Genomic DNA, 19174 nt, shown 5'->3' on the forward strand with positions numbered 1-19174 from the left:
AACCCATGAGACTCAACCGTCCCAGAAGTCATGAGACTCAACCGTCCCAGAAGTGTGGAGACAGCACAGTACCTGGGGATGCCGAATCGTCGAACAAAGGTACGAAGTGTCGTCCTGAAGGTACGAACCGTCAGGTCCCGCCAGCCTCCTGCCCCGACCGGGGTGGGCAATGTGTGCTGTCGGTGGCCGTGTGCTCGCTGCGGAAGTCGTTGCGCCCTACTACGGCGGCTGTATGCGAGTGGTTGTGGCAACAACCGATGGCTCCGTGCCGAGCCGCTCAGTGCCGCCAGGCGTCGCCACGGGCACGCAGGCCGGTCACCAGGGCGCGCGCCCCCATGAACACCCAGGCGAAGGCCACCCACAGCCACACCAGCCCGGTGGTTCCGGCCGCGGGCCAGCCATGGGCAACGACGACGGCGAGAGGCAGGTAAGGAAGTAGCGTCGCCATCTGGGCGCCGGCCAGGTAGCGGCCGTCGCCCGCCCCCATCAGCACCCCGTCGAACAGGAAGACCGCACCCGCCAGCGGCATGGCGGTGGCGGCCACCAGCAGGGCCGGCCGCGCGGCCGCGACCACCGCGGCTTCGGAGGTGAACAGGTACGGCAGCCAGGGGCTGGCACCCGCCAACACGACGCCGATCACCGCCCCCGCGGCCACCCCCCACGCCAGACACCGGCGCAGCACGGCGTCGACCGTCGGGCCGTCATGCGGTGTCGGCACGGTGGATGCCGGCGGCGACGCCGAGGAGGGCGCCTGGCGCGCGGCCGGACCCGCAGCGGCACGGGAGGGGCCCGGGTTCGCCGACGCCGGGGCTTGCTCCGCAGATACCTGTGCCGCCCGCTCGGCCTCGGCGCGGCCCAGTGCCGTCCCCACCAGCGCCTGCGCGGCGATGGCGAGCGCATCCAGGGCGAAGGCGGTGAAGTTCCACAACGAGTTGACCACCTGGTGCGCGGCGAGCGCCGTCGTCCCCAGGGCGGTGGCCGCCCACACGGTGGCCAGGATCGCCGCCCGCAGCGACACCGTGCGCACCAGCAGTGGCGCCCCGGAGCCCAGGGAGGCGCGCATTCCCGCCGCCCGCGGAGACAGCGGTACGCCGGCCGCGCGGGCCGCCCTCACAACGGGCCACAGCAGCGCCACCGCCATGGCGGTCTGCGCGATCGCCGTGCCCAGGCCGGAGCCGGCGATCCCCATGTGCACCCCGTACAGCAGGGTCGCATTCACGGCCACATTGCCGACCGCCCCCGCGCTGGCCACCACGAAGGGGGTGCGCGTGTCCAGCAGGCCCCGCAGCGTGCCGGTGGCGGCGTAAACCACCAGCATGCCCGGCAGGCCGGGCGCAGAGGCGCGCAGGTAGGCGATGGCCGCCGCGGCGACGGTGCCGTCGGCCCCCATGACGTCCACCGCCCACGGTGCGCCGACGGCGAGCAGGACCGCCGCCACCAGCCCCAACAGTGCCGCCAGCCAGGCGCCGTCGACGCCCGTCTGCAGGCCGCTGACCCGGTCGCCGGCGCCGAAACGGCGGGCGGTGGTTGCGGTGGTCGCGTAGGCCAGGAAGACGAACAGACCGACGATCGTGGTCAGCAGGCTCGACGCGAGCGAGAGGCCCGCCAGGCTGTCGGGGCCCAGGTGGCCGACCATCGCCGAGTCGATCAGCACGAACAGCGGCTCGGCCACCAGCGCCCCCAGGGCGGGGACCGCCAGGGACAGGATCTGCCGGTTCAAGGACGGGGCGGGCGGGTCAACGCTTGCGGGTGCGGCATCGGGAGTTGAAGTCGGGGTTGAAGAATCGGGCACGAGACACTCCGGGGGTTGGGCGGGTCAGTGTCTCACGCCCGGGTGGAAGCGGGCCAGGTGCAGCCGGAATGCGTGCAGCGGGGACGCTGTGGGGTGGCAGTGAGGCCGTCCCTCAGGTCGAGGTTGAGGTTCATCCACAGGAATACCCACTTATCCACAGATTTTGATTTCGGTTTGGTGCACGCGTGTTGTGGCTTGTTATCTTCCCCGCTTAGAGGCAAGATTCCGGCGAGTTTCGGGGGTTTCGACGAGGTTGGCAGCGCGGCGGTCCGGCGGCGCTCCACATCCGCGGCGGCGCGTCGCCCACAGGATGGGAGGGGTTATCCACACCCCGCAGGGGGTTGCCCACAGCCTGCAAGGGCCTGGCGTTTGCGACCGCCCCTTTTGGCCGCTAGTGTCGCCGCGCGTCCCGTCTGGGCGGGGCGTTGCAGGGGGAGGGTAGTGACCGACAGATGACCGACGTCGACACCATCGGCGCTCGCACCCGCGGTGAGGAGCGACCGGTTGACGCCCGCTACGACGGCGCCTTCGACCGGGTACCGCCCCAGGACCTGGAGGCGGAGATGTCCACGCTCGGCGGCATGCTGTTGAGCAAGGAGGCCATCACCGACGTCATCGAGGTGCTGCGCGGCCCCGAGTTCTACAAGCCCGCCCACGAGTCGATCTTCGACGCGATCGTCGAGGTCTACAACCGCTCCGAGCCGGCCGACCCACTGATCGTGGCCGACGAGCTGTCCAAGCGCGGGGAGCTTGAGCGTGTGGGCGGGGCTCCGTACCTGGCCTCTCTGATGGCCACCGTGCCGACGGCCGCCAACGCCGCCTACTACGCGCGCATCGTCAAGGAGAAGTCGCTTCTGCGCGGCCTGGTGCAGGCCGGCACCCGTATCGCTCAGCTCGGCTACTCCACCAACGCCGGTGACATCGATGAGCTGGTTACCCTGGCCGAGTCCGAGGTGTACGCCGTCGCCCACAAGGAGGGTGAGCGGGAGGACTACGTACCGGTCGGGGAGCTGCTCAATGAGGCCAACCTCGAGATCGAGGCCGGGCAGGCCCGTGAGGACGGGCAGATGCGGGGCGTGCCCACGGGGTTCGTGGAGCTAGATGAGTTGCTCGGCGGCCTGCATGGTGGGCAGATGATCATCGTGGCCGCGCGCCCCGCCATGGGCAAGTCCACGCTCGCCGTCGATTTCTGCCGCTCGGCGTCCATCCACGCCCGCGGCGCCGACGGCAACCCCATCCCCTCGTGCTACTTCTCCCTGGAGATGGGGCGCATGGAGCTGATGATGCGTATCCTGGCCGCCGAATCCGGGGTGGCCCTGAACAAGCTGCGCGGCGGCAGCCAGATGGATGAGCGCGACTGGGAGGACGTTGCCCTCGCCTACAACCCCGTCTCCGAGGCGCCGCTGTTCATCGACGACTCCCCGAACCTGACCATGCCGGAAATCCGCTCCAAGGCGCTACGGCTCAAGCAGCAGCACGGGCTGGGGCTGATGGTGGTGGACTACCTGCAGCTGATGAGCTCCGGCAAGCAGGTCGAGTCCCGCCAGCAGGAGGTCTCCGAGTTCTCCCGCTCGCTGAAGCTGCTGGCCAAGGAGTTGGACATCCCGGTGATCGCCGTCGCCCAGCTGAACCGCGGCCCCGAGCAGCGCACCGGCAACCGGCCGCAGATGAGCGACCTGCGCGAGTCGGGATCGCTGGAGCAGGACGCCGACGTCATCATGCTGCTGCACCGGCCCGAGTATTACCAGGAGGAGGAGCGGCCGGGCGAGGCCGACATCATCGTCGCCAAGCACCGCAACGGCCAGACCCGCACCATTCCGGTGGCCTTCCAGGGGCACCTGTCGCGTTTCGCCAACATGGCCCGCGACATCACGCCCGAGCCGGCCTACGAATAAGTGCCTGTGAGCGAACGCTGCCACCGTTTCACCGCAAGACCTGCCACCGAATCACGGCCGACTCGGCCACCGTTTTTCGACGAACCATGACACCGTTTTACGAAGAGGCTTGCCACCATTTTTCGGCCTATCGTACGCTGGGGGCATGAGCGATCTGCTTAAGCGGCATGCGCAGCCACGGGTAGAAGAGCTCCTGGAAGTCTTCCCCGCGGTTGAGTTGGTTGGTGCGCGTCAGGTTGGGAAGTCCACGCTCGCATCCATGATCGCGACGGCATCTGAGCGGCCGACGCGTATCGTGACTCTGGACGATGCTGAGACCCGCGCTGCGGCGACCGCGGATCCGCGCGGTTTCCTTCGTCTGGAACCTGAAGGGTTGCTGGTCATCGATGAGTTCCAGCGCGTTCCCGAACTGGCACTGGCGCTCAAGGTGGAGATTGATTCCGATCGGTCCGCCGGACGCTACCTGCTAACCGGCTCAGTGACCACGAGTCCTTTCCAACCGGCGACAGACAGCCTGGCCGGTCGCGTCATCGGCACCCGCGTGTTCGGATTCAGTCAGGGTGAGATTGCCGGGCGAGAGGAAGACTTCGTGGCCGCAGTGCTCCATGGGGCGCTGGATGGCGACTACCGTTCCGGAATGGAGCGTGGCGACTATGTCGATCTGTTGGCCGCCGGCTCCATGCCCGAGGCGTACCGTCTGCCTCAGCGCTTCCGTGCCGACTGGCTGGATAGCTACATCTCCCGGCTGCTCGGGCGCGATCTGCGTGAACTCTCCCGCCTGTCCGATCCGCATCGCTTACGCTCGCTGCTGGTCGGTTTGGCGGCCACGCAAGGGTCGGAGACCGTGATCGCGCGGATGGGGAGTGAGATCAACCTGAGCGCATCAACCACCGCCTCCTACCTAGAGCTTCTGCGAGCGCTCTACCTGGTTGATCGACTGCCGCCTTGGACGCCGAACCTGCTCAAGCGTGAGGTTGGTCGATCGAAGTATCTGCTGACCGACTCTGCGCTGGCTATGTGGCTGACTCGGACTGGGTCCGACACCCTCAAGGATCTGATACGCGGAGGAGCCCTGGGAGGTCAGCTTGAGGCCTTCGTCGCTGCCGAACTAATGCGGCAACGCACATGGTCCGCGGAGCGTTTCACTCTCAGCCACTACCGTTCCCCAGAGGGACGCGAGATCGACCTGATCCTCGAGTTGGACGATGGCGGAGTCATTGCCATTGAGGTGAAGGCGGCGGCTTCGGTGGCAGTTGCGGATACCAAGCATCTGCGTTGGCTGCATGATCGGATCGGGGATCGACTGAAGGCAGGTGTCGTACTGACCACCGATGATCGGGCGCGCAGTCTGGGTGGACCGCTGTGGGCGCTGCCGGTGTCCGCCCTGTGGGAACTCGGTTGAAGGCGGGCGTCACTGTTGGCCGCCGGAACCCCGATTCATCCCCGGAATCATGGGTATTGTTGATACGGGGCGCCTCTAAATCAACCAGGTTTCGGCGTTCAGGCAGAACCTGGTTGATTTCGGTGTCGGTGCTGCTGCTCACGGCGAGGTGGTGCGGGCTTGATCCGTTGGCGTGGCTCGCCCAACGCGCCGACTCGCGGACGCCACATCGCACTGCACGACCTCGGTGTGCACAGCACGACCCCGGGGTGGTCGTGGAACGTACCCCAAGGTCGTGGAACGTGCTTCTGTCTCACCGGGGATGGGGCCGCGAATCACTGCGGCTCGGGAAGACGGATCACTTGTAGACGCCGGATGCCCAGCAGCCAGGTCAGCGTCATTAGCCCGACGGCGAAGCCCAATCCGTGAAGCAGCCCGCGCCAGAGGTAGTCGTCCGCCTGTGTGCCCAGAGAATCGACGATGTAGCTGGATAGCTCTCGCGTCGACCATAGGGGCAGCACTCGAGTCCACGCGGCCGTCGGGTCCACGAGGAGCTGAAGGGCCATGACCGCCAGCAGCAACAGGGCGCCCTCCAGGTCCCTTGGTACAAGCGCGGCGGCCACAGAGCCCAGGGGCGCCGCCACGGTCACGGTCAGAAGCAGCATGAGCGGCACAGCGGCCGGGTAGGTCAGCTTGTCCCCGATCGTGAGTAGAACGAGTCCGGAGTAGAGCGCGGTAATGATCCAGCCGAGGCCCAGCACGGCTGTGTGCCGTCCCAGGACCAGTGCTGTCGGGCTGGCCCCGCTCGCGGCGAGCCGCAGGTCTATCGAGCGTGAGGCCACCGACGTGAACAGGGCCAGTGTCGCGGCCGCCCAGCCCAGTCCGATGGACAGCAGGCGCAGTGCGGTCCAGTGCGTGTCGATTCGCACCAGGTAGAAGACGAGCGGCAACAGCAGGGCGAGGGCAAGCGCTCCACGTCGCCGGCTCAGTTCGTGCGTGGTGACCATGGCCACCAGCACTGCGGTGCGCAGTAGCCGATGCTCGTTGTTCGGTGACGGGGCGCCGGGCTCGGCGATTGCGGCTGCGGTCATACGGCTCGCTCCTTGGTCTTGGGGGCCTCCGTATACGATTCGGGGGCGGGCAGTTCGACGACGCGATCGACGAAGTCGATGTCTCGTAGCAGGTGGGTCACCAGAAGGACCCCGGCGCCGGAGCTTCGCCAGGCCGAGATGAGAGTCCACAGGTCCTCATAGGCCAGAGCATCAAGGCCCTGGTAGGGCTCGTCCAGGAGCAGCAGTTCGGGGGAGGTGAGTTGAGCCAGGGCGAGATTGAGTTTCTGTTGGGTGCCTCCTGACAGGGTGCGGGTGATCTGTTCGCCGTTGGGGCGCCACCCCAGGCGGTGGAGGATCTGGTGCCCCGTCGGCACTGCGCGGTCCTGGTTCGCGCCGTCGAGGGCCCCGAATAGCCGTAGATGCTCGTCGACGGTCAGAAGTGGGGCCAGCGCGTCGAGTTGCGGCGCGTAGCCGAAGCGCTCGGTCCGCTCCACTCGACCCGAGCTGGTTGGCAGCAGGCCCGCACAGGCCTGGAGGAGAGTGGACTTGCCGGCTCCGTTTGAGCCGACGACGGCGACGATTTCGCTCCGTCGTACCGTGAGACTGAAGTTCGACAGGACTGTGCGTCGGCCACGCCGGAGGGTGACATCGTGCAGTCGCAGTACTACGGGTCCCAGCGTATGTCCCGTGTCGCGACCGGCGGCGTCACCCTCTTTCATCGCAGAGGCCAACTCGCGGGCGAACAGGACGGCGGGGCCGAAGAGGTTCGCCGGCGCGATACCGGCTGAATCGGCCTCAGCACGGGCATCTGCCACGATGCGTTCGAGCTCCTTGGGGCTCAGGCCATGTGCCGTCAGCTCCGCGTTCAGGCTTCGGTACCAGGCGGCGTCGGCAGGATCCGGCTCGGGGTGCGACGAGGAGCCGGAGTAGGTAGCGGCGGTCATGAGTGGGCCTCGGCCGCTGTATGGGCGGGAAGCGCCCGCCCGTGGGGTGACGCCTCACCCTCCAGGATGGCTGAAACGGCGCTACGGAAGGCGCACCACTCCGCTCGACGCGCGGCGAGTTCGTTTCGGCCGGCGTCGGTGAGCTCGTAGTACTTGCGAGCGGGTCCGGAATCGGAAGGGCGTGTGGTGGTGGCGAGCAGGCCACGCCGCTCCAGGCGGGTGAGTGCCGGGTAGAGGCTGCCTCCGGGAACATTCTCCAGACCGGCGGCGTCGAGGCGACGGGTCAGCGACAGTCCGTAGTCGGCGCCGCTTTCAAGCAGGGCGAGTAGGCACGGTTCTAGGAAGCCGCGCAGGAGGCGCGAAGTCGAGGAGTCCATGTAGTCAGACTATCTAGATAGTAGGCAGGCTGTCTACTGGGTTGCGCAAGGTACCGGCCCAAACTCCGGCGCCGACGTCGTTGACTGCCGAAGAGGGCTGACGTTTTACGACCCAGGGGTACAAAACACGACCCCGGGGTGGTCGTGGAACGTACCCCGAGGTCGTGAATTGCAGGAGGGCGTGCCTCCGGTGCGTGTGCGGCGTTCTGGTCGGTCCGGCGCCCTCCAGCGCCGTCAGCCGCGGTAGAAGCCCTGGTAGACGTAGGTGAAGGGGATATTGCCGTGCATGCCCGGGTTCACCGACGCGGAGACCACGTTCTTCGCGGTGATGCAGGCGTCCAGCGGGGCGGCGCCCTTGGCCAGCTCGGCGGTGACGGCCGCGGCCAGCGTGCAGCCCGCGCCGTGCATGCGCTCGGTACCGACCGCCGGCACCTCCAGCACCTCCAGGGTCTGGCCGTCGTAGAAGACGTCCAGGGCGGTGCCGGTGCCGAGCGTGGGCCCGGCCTTGGCCAGGACGTTGGGCACGCCCAGGTCGTAGATGCGCTTGGCGGCGTCCTTGAGCTGCTCGACGCTGGTGATCTCGTCGACGCCGGCCAGGGTGGCGGCCTCGAACAGGTTCGGCGTGGTGACCCTGGCGCGGGGGAGGATCTTGGCGCGCAGGGCGTTGTCGACGTCGAGCGCGGCACCGGGCTCCTGACCCTTGCAGATCAGGACCGGATCCACCACCAGGTTCGGGAACTGGTACTGCTCCAGGGCGGCGTCCACCGCGTCGATGGTGGCGGCGGTGCCGAGCATGCCGATCTTGACGGCGTCGATCCGGGTGTGGACGGTGGCGCAGGCCTCGATCTGGTCGGTGATCACCTGCGGGTCGACCGGCACGAACCGGTGGTCCCAGTTGTGCTCGGGGTCCATGGAGACGATGCAGGTCAGGGCCGTGCAGCCGAACACGCCCAACTGGTGGAAGGTCTTCAGGTCGGTCTGGGCGCCGGCGCCGCCGGAGGCCTCCGAGCCGGCGATGGCCAGGGCGATGGGAGGGGCGGCGGGGACGGTGCTGTTTGCCGTGGTGCTTGCCATGCGGTCAGCATGCCCCGGAGCCCGGGAGGTGTCCACACGGCGGGCCGCATGCTGGAACTCGCCTCGGCCGCCTGGCACCCACCGCGCGGCCGACGACGGCGACTGTGCGGCCGCCGTCGTCGGCCGGTGTGGGATCAGGCGCCGGCGACCGCGAAGCGCTCACCGCGGTGAGCGTCGCGCTCGGCCTCGTCGACCAGTGCAATGGCGAAGTCGGCGGGGGAGAGGTTCGTGCCGACCGGGTTGTCCTTGCCTACGACGTAGGCGCCGGTGGACTGCTCCGAGGGGTAGGCCGGAGCGGGGGAAACCAGGGTCCAGGCCAGGTCGTCCCCGGCGGCGCGGAAGGCGTCCAGTACTTCGCTGAAGGCCAGGGCCTCGGGCTTGGAGTCGGCGGGGAAGTCGGGGGAGTCGACCAGCCGCTTGCCGTCGGCGTCGAGCAGCGAGCCGGCGCCGCCGACGATCACGAGCCGACCGGTGGGGCGGGCGGCGATCAGTGCCTTGAAGGCGTCAACGGTCGGCTGTACGGGGCCACCGGTGCGGTCGGGGGAGACGGCGACGATGGTGGCGTCGGCGGCGTTGATCAGGTCGACGACGGCGGCGGTGTCGGCGAACTCGACTGCCACGTCGGTGGCGGCGCCCTCGGCGTGACGGCCGGAGCGGGAGGCGGAGGTGACGGTGTGGCCGCGGCGGGCGGCCTCGGCGACGACGGCGGCGCCGGTGTTGCCGGTTCCGCCGATGACGGTGATGTTCATGGGGGCTCCTTGTGCTTGTGGTCTTGCGGTCGTGCGCCGTCCGCGCTCGCGGTGCGGCGGCAACGCTGTTACAGTATTTATTTGAAACCAAGTACCTCAAGGTAACTATGGAGTCGCTCGTGTCACATTCAATTGATGCTGCCGCGCCCGCTGCGGCGGGCATGGGTGCTGCGCCCGCGGCCGAGGCTGCGCAGGCCGTTCCCACCACCACGGGCACCACCGCGGGCCGGCCGCTCGCCGCCTACGACGTGCTGTCGCCCGACTGCCCGTCGCGCACGGTGCTGCGCCACGTCGTCGACCGCTGGACGCCGCTGATCGTCGCCGTGCTGGCGCAGGGACCGCGGCGCTTCGGTGAACTGCGCGAGGCCGTGGGCGGCGTGACCCCCAAGGTGCTGGCCCAGACCCTGCGCTCAATGGAGCGGGACGGGCTGGTGCTGCGCGAGCAGACCCCGGGTGTGCCGCCGCGCGTGGACTACACGCTTACCCCCCTCGGTGCGAGCCTCGCAGAGCCGATCGCGGCACTGCGTGCATGGGCGGAGGGCAATGCCGCGCAGGTGCTGGTCAATCGTGAGAGCTACGACCGCGCGCACCTCCACCCCGAGGAGTAGGTGACCGCTATCCGACCCGTGTTGTGCCGGATCATGTCTGAGGGAAGTCTGAGGGATATCTGCGGGCACCGGATGGGGCTACGAGTGTCAAAGAATGCACCACTTTCCGGGCGCGTTCTCGGTGCCCGGTCGACTCTGCCGCGGAATCGCGCGGCTCACGGAGACGCCCCAACGGCGCGGCGGTTCAAAGTGGTGCGTTTTGTGACACCTGCGCGTACCTGCGGCGGCATCGCGGCTCGAAAGTGCTCCCGCTCGGGCGTCGAATCGGGGACCATAGAGGTATGAGCGCTCCCACACCCGCCGACCCCGCCGGCGCCCCCGCATCGTCCACCTGGTCCACCGGAGCCGCGGCCGCGGTGGTGCCCCAGCCGGTTCGTGACGCCGTCGACGCCGCGCTCGCGGGCCTGCCTCGCGCCGAGCGTGAGATCTTCACGACCCGCGTTGAGCGCTGGTACCCGGATGTCATGGATGGTCTGCTGACCCTGTATGGCGAGCCCGCCGCCGGGCGCACCGCCGTAACCCTGCTGGCGGAGACGGCCCGCGCCTACGCCGCCCGCAGCCCCGAACTGCGCCACCTGGATCTGGCTCGCACCCTGGACCCCGCCTGGGTGCAGGACCCCTCCCGCATCGGCTACTCCGGCTACACCGAGCGCTTCGCCGGCGACCTGCGCGGCGTGGAGCAGCGCATCGGCTACCTGCGCGAGCTGGGCGTCAGCTACCTCCACCTGATGCCGCTGCTCACCCCCCGCCCCGGCGACTCCGACGGCGGCTACGCCGTGGCCGACTACCGCTCCGTGCGGCCCGACCTGGGCGACATGGACGACCTGGAGCATTTGACCGGTGAACTGCGCAAGGAGGGCATGAGCCTGGTCATCGACCTGGTGCTCAACCACGTGGCCCGCGAGCACGAGTGGGCGCGTCGGGCCCGCGCCGGCGAGCAGCGCTACCGCGACTACTTCCTCATCTATCCCGACCGCACCGAGCCCGACGAATACGAGCGCACCCTGCCGGAGATCTTCCCCGACTTCGCCCCCGGCAACTTCACCTGGGAGGAGGAGCTCGACGGCTGGGTCTGGACCACCTTCAACTCCTTCCAGTGGGACCTGAACTGGCGCAACCCGCAGGTGATGGAGGAGTTCGTCGAGATCGTGATGGAACTGGCGAACCGCGGCGTGGAGGTGCTGCGCCTGGACGCCATCGCCTTCACCATCAAGCGCAAGGGCACCGACTGCCAGGGGCAGCCCGAGGTCCACTCCATCACCGAGGTGCTGCGGGCGCTGACCCGCATCGCCTGCCCCGCCATCGCTCTGAAGGCGGAGGCAATCGTGGCCCCCACCGAGCTGCTGCAATACCTGGGGCAGGGCCGCTACACCGGAAAGGTCTCCGACCTGGCCTACCACAACTCCCTCATGGTGCAGGTCTGGTCCATGCTGGCCAGCCGCAGCGTGAGTCTGGCCGTGCAGACGCTTTCCTCGCTGCCGATCGAGCCGTCCACCGCCACCTGGATCACCTACATCCGCTGCCACGATGACATCGGCTGGGCGATCGACGACGCCGACGCCGAGGCGGTGGGTCTGAACGGCTACCTGCACCGGGTCTTCCTGGCGGACTGGTACACCGGCCAGTACCCGATGAGCGATGCCCGCGGCCTGACCTTCCAGTACAACCCGGTCACCAACGACCGGCGCACGGCCGGGACCGCGGCCTCCTTGATCGGGATCGAAGCCGCCGCCGAGGCGGTGGCCGGTATCGATGAACGCACCCCTGCCTGGCGCGAGGAGGAACTGCGCACGTGGCTGGAGGAGCGCTTCAACGCCATGCGCCTGGCCTACGCCATCATCTACGGTTGGGGCGGCATCCCGGTGCTGTGGAGCGGGGATGAGTTGGCGCAGTTCAACGACCCGAACTGGGACACTGAGCCCGGCCACGAATCCGACTCCCGCTGGGCGGGGCGCCCCCGGCTGAGCGAGGCCGCCGTCGCCGAGCGCCACGACCGCTCCACGGTGCCCGGCCGGGTGTTCACCGACCTGGCGCATATCGGCAAGGTGCGGGCCTCCCTGCCGCAGCTGAGCGCGGACGTGCGCACCGTCGTCGCCCCCGTCGACGACGACGGCGTGCTGGTCACCTTCCGCGATCATCCGCGCGGCAGCTTCGTGGGCGTGTACAACGTGACTCCGGACTGGCGCTCCGTGCCCGCGGCGCGCCTGGCCGAGTACGGGGTGCTCGGGGCGGTGGACGTGCTCACGGACACGGTGCCCTCGGGTTCCACCAGCCTGGAGGGCGCCGGCGACGGCCAGGTGCCGGTGCCGCCCTACGCCGCCTGGTGGCTGGTGCGCTCCACCGACTGACGCGGTTCGGTGAGCCATGCCTTGGTGGGCGCCCGGTTTCAGCTGGCGTAGCGGGCCTCACGGCCGTCGAGCACCGTGTCGAAGTCGCAGGTCGATTCAATGATGCGCTCGCACATCCGGGCGTCCTGCGGGTCCAGGCCGAAGTCCTTCCGGGCCCGCTCCCAGGCGCCTCGGGCAACCTGCGCCACTCGCGTGGTCAGGTCGAGGACTTCGCTGCGCGGCAGTCCTCAGTCCAGGTCCAATAGTTGTTCTAGGCTCCGCTCCGACGTCGTCCCCTCCAGTGGCGTTCCGTCCCGTTCGTCCGGGCAGGGGACGACGTCGAAGACCGGTGCCGCCCGCCAGCCATCCGCGTCCCGGAGGAACCCCATGTTCCAGGGGTGATCGTCGACGTCGTGCAGGCAGATCGACAGGGCAGCACGGGCCACCATGGCGCGCGCCACCTGCAGTGCCACGGCCTCGCAGGTGAGCAGGTAGTAGGTGTCGGCCACTGCGGGATACTTCGCCATGACGATCCCACCGCTGCGGTCGTCCCGCAATGCCAGCTTGGGGCGGGCTCCGCCCTGCCCCACAGGCCCGGGCAGGCGTCGTCGAAGACACCGAAGGTGGGGGCACTTTAGGCGGGGCCCCGCCCCGAAGGTCCGCGCCGCTCTTATGCCGCCTGGTGACTGGTGGGGTGCAGCTGCCGACGTGTGTTGGCCTCGAGGCGCCTGGCGAGCCAGGGGTCGGTGATGGCGTGGAAGCGATTGGGGAAGGTGCGGCGCACGCAGTGAGGCGCGCCCTCGATGACTGCGGTCTCGATGGTTGGATTCGCGCGACGGGTGATGTTGGTGAGATTGTCACCGCGCAGCACCACGCGCTCGGTGCCGGTGACGATCAAAGTCGGCACCGCCAGGGAGTCGATGACCTCCTCCCAGGGGGTTGGCGGGGAGACACAGCCCTGCGCGATGAACCCCAGGTCGACGCCGCAGGCGGCCTCCACGCTGGCGCGGGTCTCCCGGGGCGACCAGGTGGGGTTGTTGCGCATCTCCAACTCGAAGCGCGCCTGCGGGTCGGCGGCGATCTGCCGCATCTCCCGCACCTGGCGGTAGGCGTTAATGGCCAGCAGCCGGCGCCAGATCGGTGTGACGAAGGCCGGGTCCTCGGCGACGGCGGCGTCCACCAGATCGGGGCGGTGCGCGGCCACGTCCAGGCTGGTCACCCCGCCCATGGAGTGCCCGACGACGGCGAGCGGCGCGCGCAGTGGACCCTCACCGCGCAGGCCGTGCGCGCGCAGGTCCTCCAGCACGTCCACCAGGTCGGCGGCCAGGCGCTCGCCGGTCGTCCTCTGGTTGGCCAGGTCCGGCTGATCCCAGCGCGGGGAGTCGCCATGGCCGCGGGCGTCCAGGGCGACGATCCGGTAGCCGAACGCCGACCAGCGGTCCACGGCCTCGATCCAGCAGGCCGCGGAGTCGGTGATGCCGTGGGATAGGACGAGCACCGGCGCGGCATCGTCGTCCAGCGGCCCGGCCAGGTGACGGGCGAGCGGGGCGACGGCGGATGCCTCAACGATGGTCATACCCGGAGCTTATGCCGCCGCCGCTGGTGGTCCCGAACTCGTCTGCTACGCCCGTTCACCGGCTTCTGGCGTTTACGGGTGCGGTGGTGGGGTGGGGTGAGGTGTCTGCTGCGCCGGTTGGACGTTAACAACGCTACTTAACGGTCTGCTGTATACCTCGGAGCCCTTCAGCAGACGGTTAACTGGCGTTGTTAACGCCGAAGTGGCGAAGCGGACGGGGTGCCTCAGGCGAGCAGTTCCCGCCACCAGGCGGAGAAGACCGGGCAGCGTTCAAGGATGGCCGTCAGACCAACCTGTTGGATCAGGGTTATGCCGTCCACGGTTTTGCTGTAGCGGGGGAATGCGCGTTTGAGCCGCTTGGATGGGCTTGTGCTCGCGCCGTTGTTCACATCCTCCGGAGTGCCCGCAAGCTTTATGGCGGCGCGGAGGGAACGCAGCGCCTGGCTGGGAATGATCTCATCGCCTGCTCCGCCGTCGATGGCTGCGAGTACCAGGGACTCGAACTCATGCTTGATGATCAGCGGACAGAACCGATCGGCCGCAGCAGGATCGACGTAGTGCGAAGTGAGCGCCTCGGTGAGTTGGTGGCGGTCATTGGCGTCAGACCGGCGGCCATTCTGTCCGGGGGCTCCCGGTGGGTAACCGTAGTAGTCGATCATCAACCCCACGCGGCGCCAATGCGGTTGCCGTAACAGATTACGAAGCATGCGGTCGTATCCCTGCCAGCCACCGCCTCCTTTATGTGAGCCAGTGGGCGTGGCCGAGGTTTTCACAACCATGGGGGTCAGGGACACTCCCTGAGACTCGGCGGTTGGAGCCAACACTGTATTAGCGAAGGCCTCTTCGGTCTGTCCTTCAACTAGGAGCGCTACCCAACGGATACTCATCGCTCCGCCTCCCCGGACAGAGTCTCGGGTGCGGGGCGTCCGCGCAGCAGGTTCATCTCCCACAGGCTGCCCACCGAATACTCCTCGAGGAAACCGGTGAGTTCATCGGGATTCGGACGGCTGATGGTGGTGTTGCCGCCCACCCGGTTCAGCACGGCTACTTCTTCCAGGGAGAACTGTGACAGCAACGGCACCGACTGCGTTGCCAACAGGATTCGGTGTCCGTCGTCGGCGGCCGCGTGCACCATCTCGGCAAGTAGGCCTATCGCTGCCGGGTGCAGCCCCAACTCCGGCTCATCGAGCACGATCGTCGCCGGCAGATCCGGGCCGAGCAGCAGAGTCGCCAGACAGATGAAACGCAGGGTGCCGTCGCTCAGGGAGCGTGGCTGGAACACCCGGTCCAGGCCCCGCTGACGCCAGCGCAGGCGTAGCTGGTCGTTTCGGTTGGGTTGGAGCACGAAGTCCTCGAAGAACGGTGCTGCCAGACGTATGGTTGCCACGATTCGCTGATAGTGCTGCGGATGGTCGTCCCGAATGCGCAGCAGGTAGGCGGCGATGTTCTCGGCGTTGGCGCGCAAGGCGATGTCGTCGCCAACCTCGGAGAAGGAACGTGGCGGTGCCTCGGGGGAGACGTCGTCGAAGTGAAAGACCCGGCACCCGGAGACCAGCGGAGCCACATAGCGTGCGAAGCGTTGCAGCTTGCCGTCCTCAGGGTCATCGGCGGTGAGGAAGGAGGCGGCCCGACTGCGTGCCACCCGCCATGACACGTGCTCGTTGTAGGGCTCTGGGTACTTGGTGCGGTCGTGGAACAGGAAGTCCTCGGTGACGAGTGCGGCCTGCTCCTCGCTGTTGCGGTCCACCCGCAGGCGTACGCGGTAGCCGGTGGAGTGGTTCTGCGCATCGGGCAGGCCGCGTATTTCAAAGGTGGCTTCATCGAATGATGCTGCCGCATCCGTGTGCAGCAGCGCCGGCAGGCCGCCGTGGCGCACCAGGTAGTCCTGGAAGGTGTTATCCCAGACGCGGGAGATGACCTCGAGTGCGCTGACGAGGTTCGACTTGCCCGCCCCGTTGGCGCCGATGAGCACGGTGACTGCGCTGGTGAGTTCCAAGTTCACTCTACTGATCGACGCGTAGCCCTCCACACTCAGTCCGCCGAGCGGTGCGGTGACGTCGTCCATGGAGACCATGCCAAGACTCTACTGCGACTCCACCGCCCGCCGCCGCGGCCGCAGTGGGAACGCGCCACCGTTCCGGCGCACGTCGGGCGTCTGTCATGCTCAGCATGCTCATGACGCCAGTACATATGAAAAGCGCTGGAACGTACTTACCAGTTGTTGTGCGGCGTTGAGCCGGTCGCGACGGCACGAGGCGGCGAGCACTGTCCTTCCTGCAACGATGGCGTGCGGCATCCCCGGGGGAGGCATGATGGTTTGTGCCGCGGCCGACGCCGTCCTACAGACATGGAGTACGCCATGACCGACTTGCTATTCACCCCGCCCCGGCTCGTCGAGCCCGCCGACTTCCCCGCCTCCGAGCTGACCGCGCCCGGCGTGCGCACGCTTCCGGCAGAAGATAAGCCCCGCTATGGGGAGGTCCACCTGAACGTGCCCTACGCCGAGAAGTCCGGCCGCACGCTCCACCTGCAGATCATCATGCCGCCGCGTCGGGTCGTCTTCCCCGACACCGCGACCGACGTCTACCCCACCATCCTGTATGTGCAGGGCTCGGCCTTCCACACTCAGCAGCTCGGCCATGAACTGGGCAACCTGGTGGCCTTCGCCGCCCGCGGGTACGTGATCGCCATCGTCGAGTACCGCGGCAGTGAGGTCGCGCCCTTCCCCGCCCAGGCCAAGGACGCCAAGACGGCGGTGCGCTGGCTGCGCGCACACGCCGCCGATTACCACGTCGACGTCAATCGCATGGCCATGTGGGGCGACTCCTCCGGCGGGCACACCACCCTGATGACCTGGGCCACCGGTACGAGCGGCGCCGACGACGATCCCGCCTTCTCCGACGAGCTCGTCACCGAGGGGCTGGGCCTGAGGGCCTTCGTTGACTACTACGGCCCCACCCACATCGGGCGGATGAACGAGTACCTGTCCATTCAGGACCATTTGGAGGCGGACTCTCCCGAGGGCTGGCTGATCGGCCGGGTGCGGGTGGACGAGCATCCCGAACTCGTCTCCCCCACCGTCATCATGGATCACGTGCCGCATGCCTCGCGGCGCGCTCTGCCGCCGCTGCTGGTGATCCATGGGGACAAGGACCGCATCGTCAACTTCTCCCAGTCCGTCTGGCTGGTGCAGGACCTGCAGGCCAAGGGTCAGGACGTCACCTTCTACCGGCTGGCCGGCGCCGACCACGGCGGTGCCCCCTTCTGGCAGGACGGCGTGCTCGACGTCGTCGACGCCTTCCTCAAGGAGCACCTGACCTAGGTCGTGGCCCGCTGCCGTAGCTCGCGGTTTCTCCGACACTCCGAAGCCGTCTGCTACGCCGGTTCAGCGTCTACAACGCCGGTTAGGGGTCTGCTGAATGGCTTACAGGCCTTCAACGGACACCTAACCGGCGTACCCAACACCGAAGTGGCGTAGTAGACGGGAGCCGTGCGTCAGCCTTGGCCGCCCGCCCTGCCCTGGCCACCGGCACCGCCGTCGGACGGCGCCTGGCCTCCCATGCCGCCACCCATTCCTCCGCCCATGCCCGAGCTGAGCGCCGCGGCGGTGCCGGTGGCCGAGCCGCCCGAGGTGGTGGCCACGGTGTACTCCGCGCCCTCGGTCAGGCCCAGCACGGTGAGGTACTGCGAGGTGAAGACGCTGGTCATCTCCCAGGAGCTGCCGTCCGCGCCGGTCACGGTGATGGTGTCGGCCGCCGACACGCTCGGGGAGCCGGTGATGCCAACGACCTGGCTCTCGCCGTTGACGTCCACCGCCCCGTCCACGGAGCCCGCCTGGCCGGAGACGACCACCTGCCCGCCGGTGATGTACGCCGACCCGTTGGAGTCGATGCCGTCGGAATAGGTGAAGGACACCTGCACCTGCCCGCCGGAGATCGTCAGCACCGCACCGTCGTCGCCCTCGGAGTCGACGTTCTCATGCCCCTCGATCACATAGTCGCCGTTGGTGGCGTTGATGCCGTCGTCGCCGGAGGTGATCGTCAGGGCCCCGCCGGCGATGTTGATGAAGGCCCCCTGGAGGCCCTCGTCCGCGGCGTCCAGGGTTACGGTGCCGTCCTCCTGCGTGTAGCTGACGCCGGCGTTGATGCCCTTGGGCTTGGTGGCCTCGTCGACGCCGGACTCATCCTCGTCATCATCCGTGGCGGCATCCGTGGCGACGGCGGTGGCGGCGTCGCCCGCCTGCTCGGCCGGGGCGCCCGCCTGCTGGTCCTGCGGCTGTGCCTGCTGCTCGGGCTGCGCGCCGGCCTCGCCCTGCTGGCCGGGCATGCCGCCCATGCCGCCGAAGCCCTCCTCCTGGACGGCGTTCGCCTGCCCGCCGCCCGCGGTCACGGCCAACGTAGTGCCATCCACGGTGACGTCGGTGGTCGCGGACACGCCGTCGTCACCGGAGGTGATGGTGATGTCGGCCGCACCCAGGGCGATGAAGCCCTTGGTCTCGTCGTCGTCCTCGGTGGACTTCAGCCCGTCCCCACCGGCGGTGACGGTGATGGTGCCGCCGGAGACGACCAGGTAGTCCTTGCCGCGGATGCCGTCGTCGACGGCGTCCACCGTGAGCGCGGGCGCGCCCTGGATGACCAGGCCGTTCTTGGAGGAGATGGCGTCGTTGTGGTTGCCGGTCACGGTCAGCGAGCCGGTGCCGGTGAGCACCACGGTGTCGGAGGAGAACAGGGCCGCGGTGGGGGCGTCCTCGCTGGTGTCGGCGTAGGTCTCCCCGTCGGTGAGCGTGTTCTCCGAGTCCTCGGCCAGCACGACGACGGCGCTGCCCGCATCCTGAATGTCAATGGCCGGACCGTCGGCGTTGGTGATCGCGGCGCCGTCGAGCACCAGGCGCACCTCGGCGTCGTCGGCGTTCACGATCACCTGGCCGTCCGTGAGCTCGCCGGACAGCACATAGGTGCCGGAGGCGGTGATGGTGATGTCGCCGCCGTCGACACTCACGCCGGCTGTCCCGTCGCCGTCGACGCTCGCCGAGTCGCCGGACAGGGTGATCGTGGTGGCGGAGGCGGCGTCATAGGTGCCGTCGTCGTCGTCCGTGGTGACGGCGGCGACCGCCTCGGAGGTGTCGGCGTTCGCGGCCAGGATCTCGGCGACGCCGGCGCCGGTGGACGCCGTGGCCACCTCGCTGGTGATCGTGGTCCAGGCGGTTCCGGAGGCGAGGCCGGTGGAGGCGCTGGAGGTAGCGGTGCCGGTGGAGCAGCCGGCTACCAGCGCCACGGCGGCGAGGGCGGCCAGCGCCCGGATGGCGCCGGTGCGCGTGATGCGGTGCAGGTGTTTGAGCGGGTTCTTCATGTGGTGGAGTCCTCGTGAGTGGTGGTGTGCCTGGTGGTCCGGGAACGCCG

General features: G+C 68.5%; 17 protein-coding genes. 5 read left to right on the plus strand and 12 right to left on the minus strand.

The annotated features are described in order from the left end of the window. Window positions 1-277: 277 nt before the first annotated feature. On the minus strand, window positions 278-1720 hold the full coding sequence (locus DRB06_RS00440) for an MATE family efflux transporter (RefSeq protein WP_258522092.1): 1443 nt from the start codon (window positions 1718-1720) through the stop codon (window positions 278-280). A gap of 524 nt (window positions 1721-2244) precedes the next feature. On the opposite strand from DRB06_RS00440, the gene dnaB reads away from it, so the two are divergent. Continuing rightward, entirely contained in the window at window positions 2245-3687 is a 1443-nt protein-coding gene (gene dnaB / locus DRB06_RS00445) for a replicative DNA helicase (protein WP_073333335.1), read from the plus strand. Window positions 3688-3832: 145 nt separating this feature from the next. Next, window positions 3833-5089, plus strand: coding sequence for an ATP-binding protein (locus DRB06_RS00450; RefSeq protein ID WP_108969284.1), 1257 nt, complete (start codon window positions 3833-3835; stop codon window positions 5087-5089). Window positions 5090-5403: 314 nt separating this feature from the next. Here the strand turns inward: DRB06_RS00450 and DRB06_RS00455 are convergent, their stop codons facing one another. From DRB06_RS00455 to DRB06_RS00475, 5 genes are all read right to left on the minus strand, one after another. Beyond that, a complete protein-coding gene (locus tag DRB06_RS00455; protein WP_258522093.1) occupies window positions 5404-6075 on the minus strand; it encodes an ABC transporter permease in 672 nt (223 codons plus the stop codon). Window positions 6076-6155: 80 nt separating this feature from the next. Continuing rightward, the gene (locus DRB06_RS00460) at window positions 6156-7064 is read right to left on the minus strand and encodes an ATP-binding cassette domain-containing protein (protein ID WP_111818850.1); all 909 of its coding nucleotides are present in this window, start codon (window positions 7062-7064) and stop codon (window positions 6156-6158) included. After that, window positions 7061-7441, minus strand: coding sequence for a PadR family transcriptional regulator (locus DRB06_RS00465; protein ID WP_111818851.1), 381 nt, complete (start codon window positions 7439-7441; stop codon window positions 7061-7063). The genes DRB06_RS00460 and DRB06_RS00465 overlap by 4 nt, the downstream gene beginning before the upstream one ends. A 234-nt stretch (window positions 7442-7675) precedes the next feature. Further along, the gene (locus tag DRB06_RS00470) at window positions 7676-8515 is read right to left on the minus strand and encodes a hydroxymethylpyrimidine/phosphomethylpyrimidine kinase (RefSeq protein ID WP_111818852.1); all 840 of its coding nucleotides are present in this window, start codon (window positions 8513-8515) and stop codon (window positions 7676-7678) included. Between the two features lie 134 nt (window positions 8516-8649). After that, window positions 8650-9264, minus strand: a complete 615-nt coding sequence (locus DRB06_RS00475; RefSeq protein ID WP_108969275.1) for an NAD(P)-dependent oxidoreductase — start codon at window positions 9262-9264, stop codon at window positions 8650-8652. A gap of 161 nt (window positions 9265-9425) precedes the next feature. Between DRB06_RS00475 and DRB06_RS00480 the strand changes: the two genes are divergently transcribed. Continuing rightward, on the plus strand, window positions 9426-9872 hold the full coding sequence (locus tag DRB06_RS00480) for a helix-turn-helix domain-containing protein (RefSeq protein WP_111818853.1): 447 nt from the start codon (window positions 9426-9428) through the stop codon (window positions 9870-9872). Between the two features lie 281 nt (window positions 9873-10153). Beyond that, the gene (locus DRB06_RS00485) at window positions 10154-12220 is read left to right on the plus strand and encodes an alpha-amylase family protein (protein WP_111818854.1); all 2067 of its coding nucleotides are present in this window, start codon (window positions 10154-10156) and stop codon (window positions 12218-12220) included. Window positions 12221-12258: 38 nt separating this feature from the next. Here DRB06_RS00485 and DRB06_RS15945 read toward each other — a convergent pair whose 3' ends face one another. From DRB06_RS15945 to DRB06_RS00505, 5 genes are all read right to left on the minus strand, one after another. Next, the gene (locus tag DRB06_RS15945; RefSeq protein WP_181575141.1) at window positions 12259-12408 is read right to left on the minus strand and encodes a hypothetical protein; all 150 of its coding nucleotides are present in this window, start codon (window positions 12406-12408) and stop codon (window positions 12259-12261) included. A gap of 39 nt (window positions 12409-12447) precedes the next feature. After that, the gene (locus DRB06_RS00490) at window positions 12448-12726 is read right to left on the minus strand and encodes a HipA domain-containing protein (protein WP_146750758.1); all 279 of its coding nucleotides are present in this window, start codon (window positions 12724-12726) and stop codon (window positions 12448-12450) included. 143 nt (window positions 12727-12869) lie between these two features. After that, window positions 12870-13775: an alpha/beta fold hydrolase gene (locus tag DRB06_RS00495; RefSeq protein WP_073333321.1), complete on the minus strand. Its 906-nt coding sequence runs from the start codon at window positions 13773-13775 to the stop codon at window positions 12870-12872. A gap of 224 nt (window positions 13776-13999) precedes the next feature. Further along, entirely contained in the window at window positions 14000-14662 is a 663-nt protein-coding gene (locus DRB06_RS00500; RefSeq protein ID WP_234415963.1) for a DUF4276 family protein, read from the minus strand. Further along, window positions 14659-15849 (minus strand): AAA family ATPase, encoded by a 1191-nt coding sequence (locus DRB06_RS00505; RefSeq protein ID WP_258522091.1) that lies wholly within the window; start codon window positions 15847-15849, stop codon window positions 14659-14661. Before DRB06_RS00505 ends, DRB06_RS00500 begins: the two co-directional genes overlap by 4 nt. Window positions 15850-16134: 285 nt before the next feature. Between DRB06_RS00505 and DRB06_RS00510 the strand changes: the two genes are divergently transcribed. Next, window positions 16135-17097: an alpha/beta hydrolase gene (locus DRB06_RS00510; protein WP_181575142.1), complete on the plus strand. Its 963-nt coding sequence runs from the start codon at window positions 16135-16137 to the stop codon at window positions 17095-17097. A gap of 173 nt (window positions 17098-17270) precedes the next feature. On the opposite strand, the gene DRB06_RS00515 is transcribed toward DRB06_RS00510, so the two are convergent. Next, window positions 17271-19124 (minus strand): carbohydrate-binding domain-containing protein, encoded by a 1854-nt coding sequence (locus DRB06_RS00515; RefSeq protein ID WP_111818857.1) that lies wholly within the window; start codon window positions 19122-19124, stop codon window positions 17271-17273. Window positions 19125-19174 lie beyond the last annotated feature (50 nt).

This window comes from Actinomyces sp. Z5 (genome assembly GCF_003287795.1).
Classification (GTDB): Bacteria; Actinomycetota; Actinomycetes; order Actinomycetales; family Actinomycetaceae; genus Actinomyces; species Actinomyces glycerinitolerans.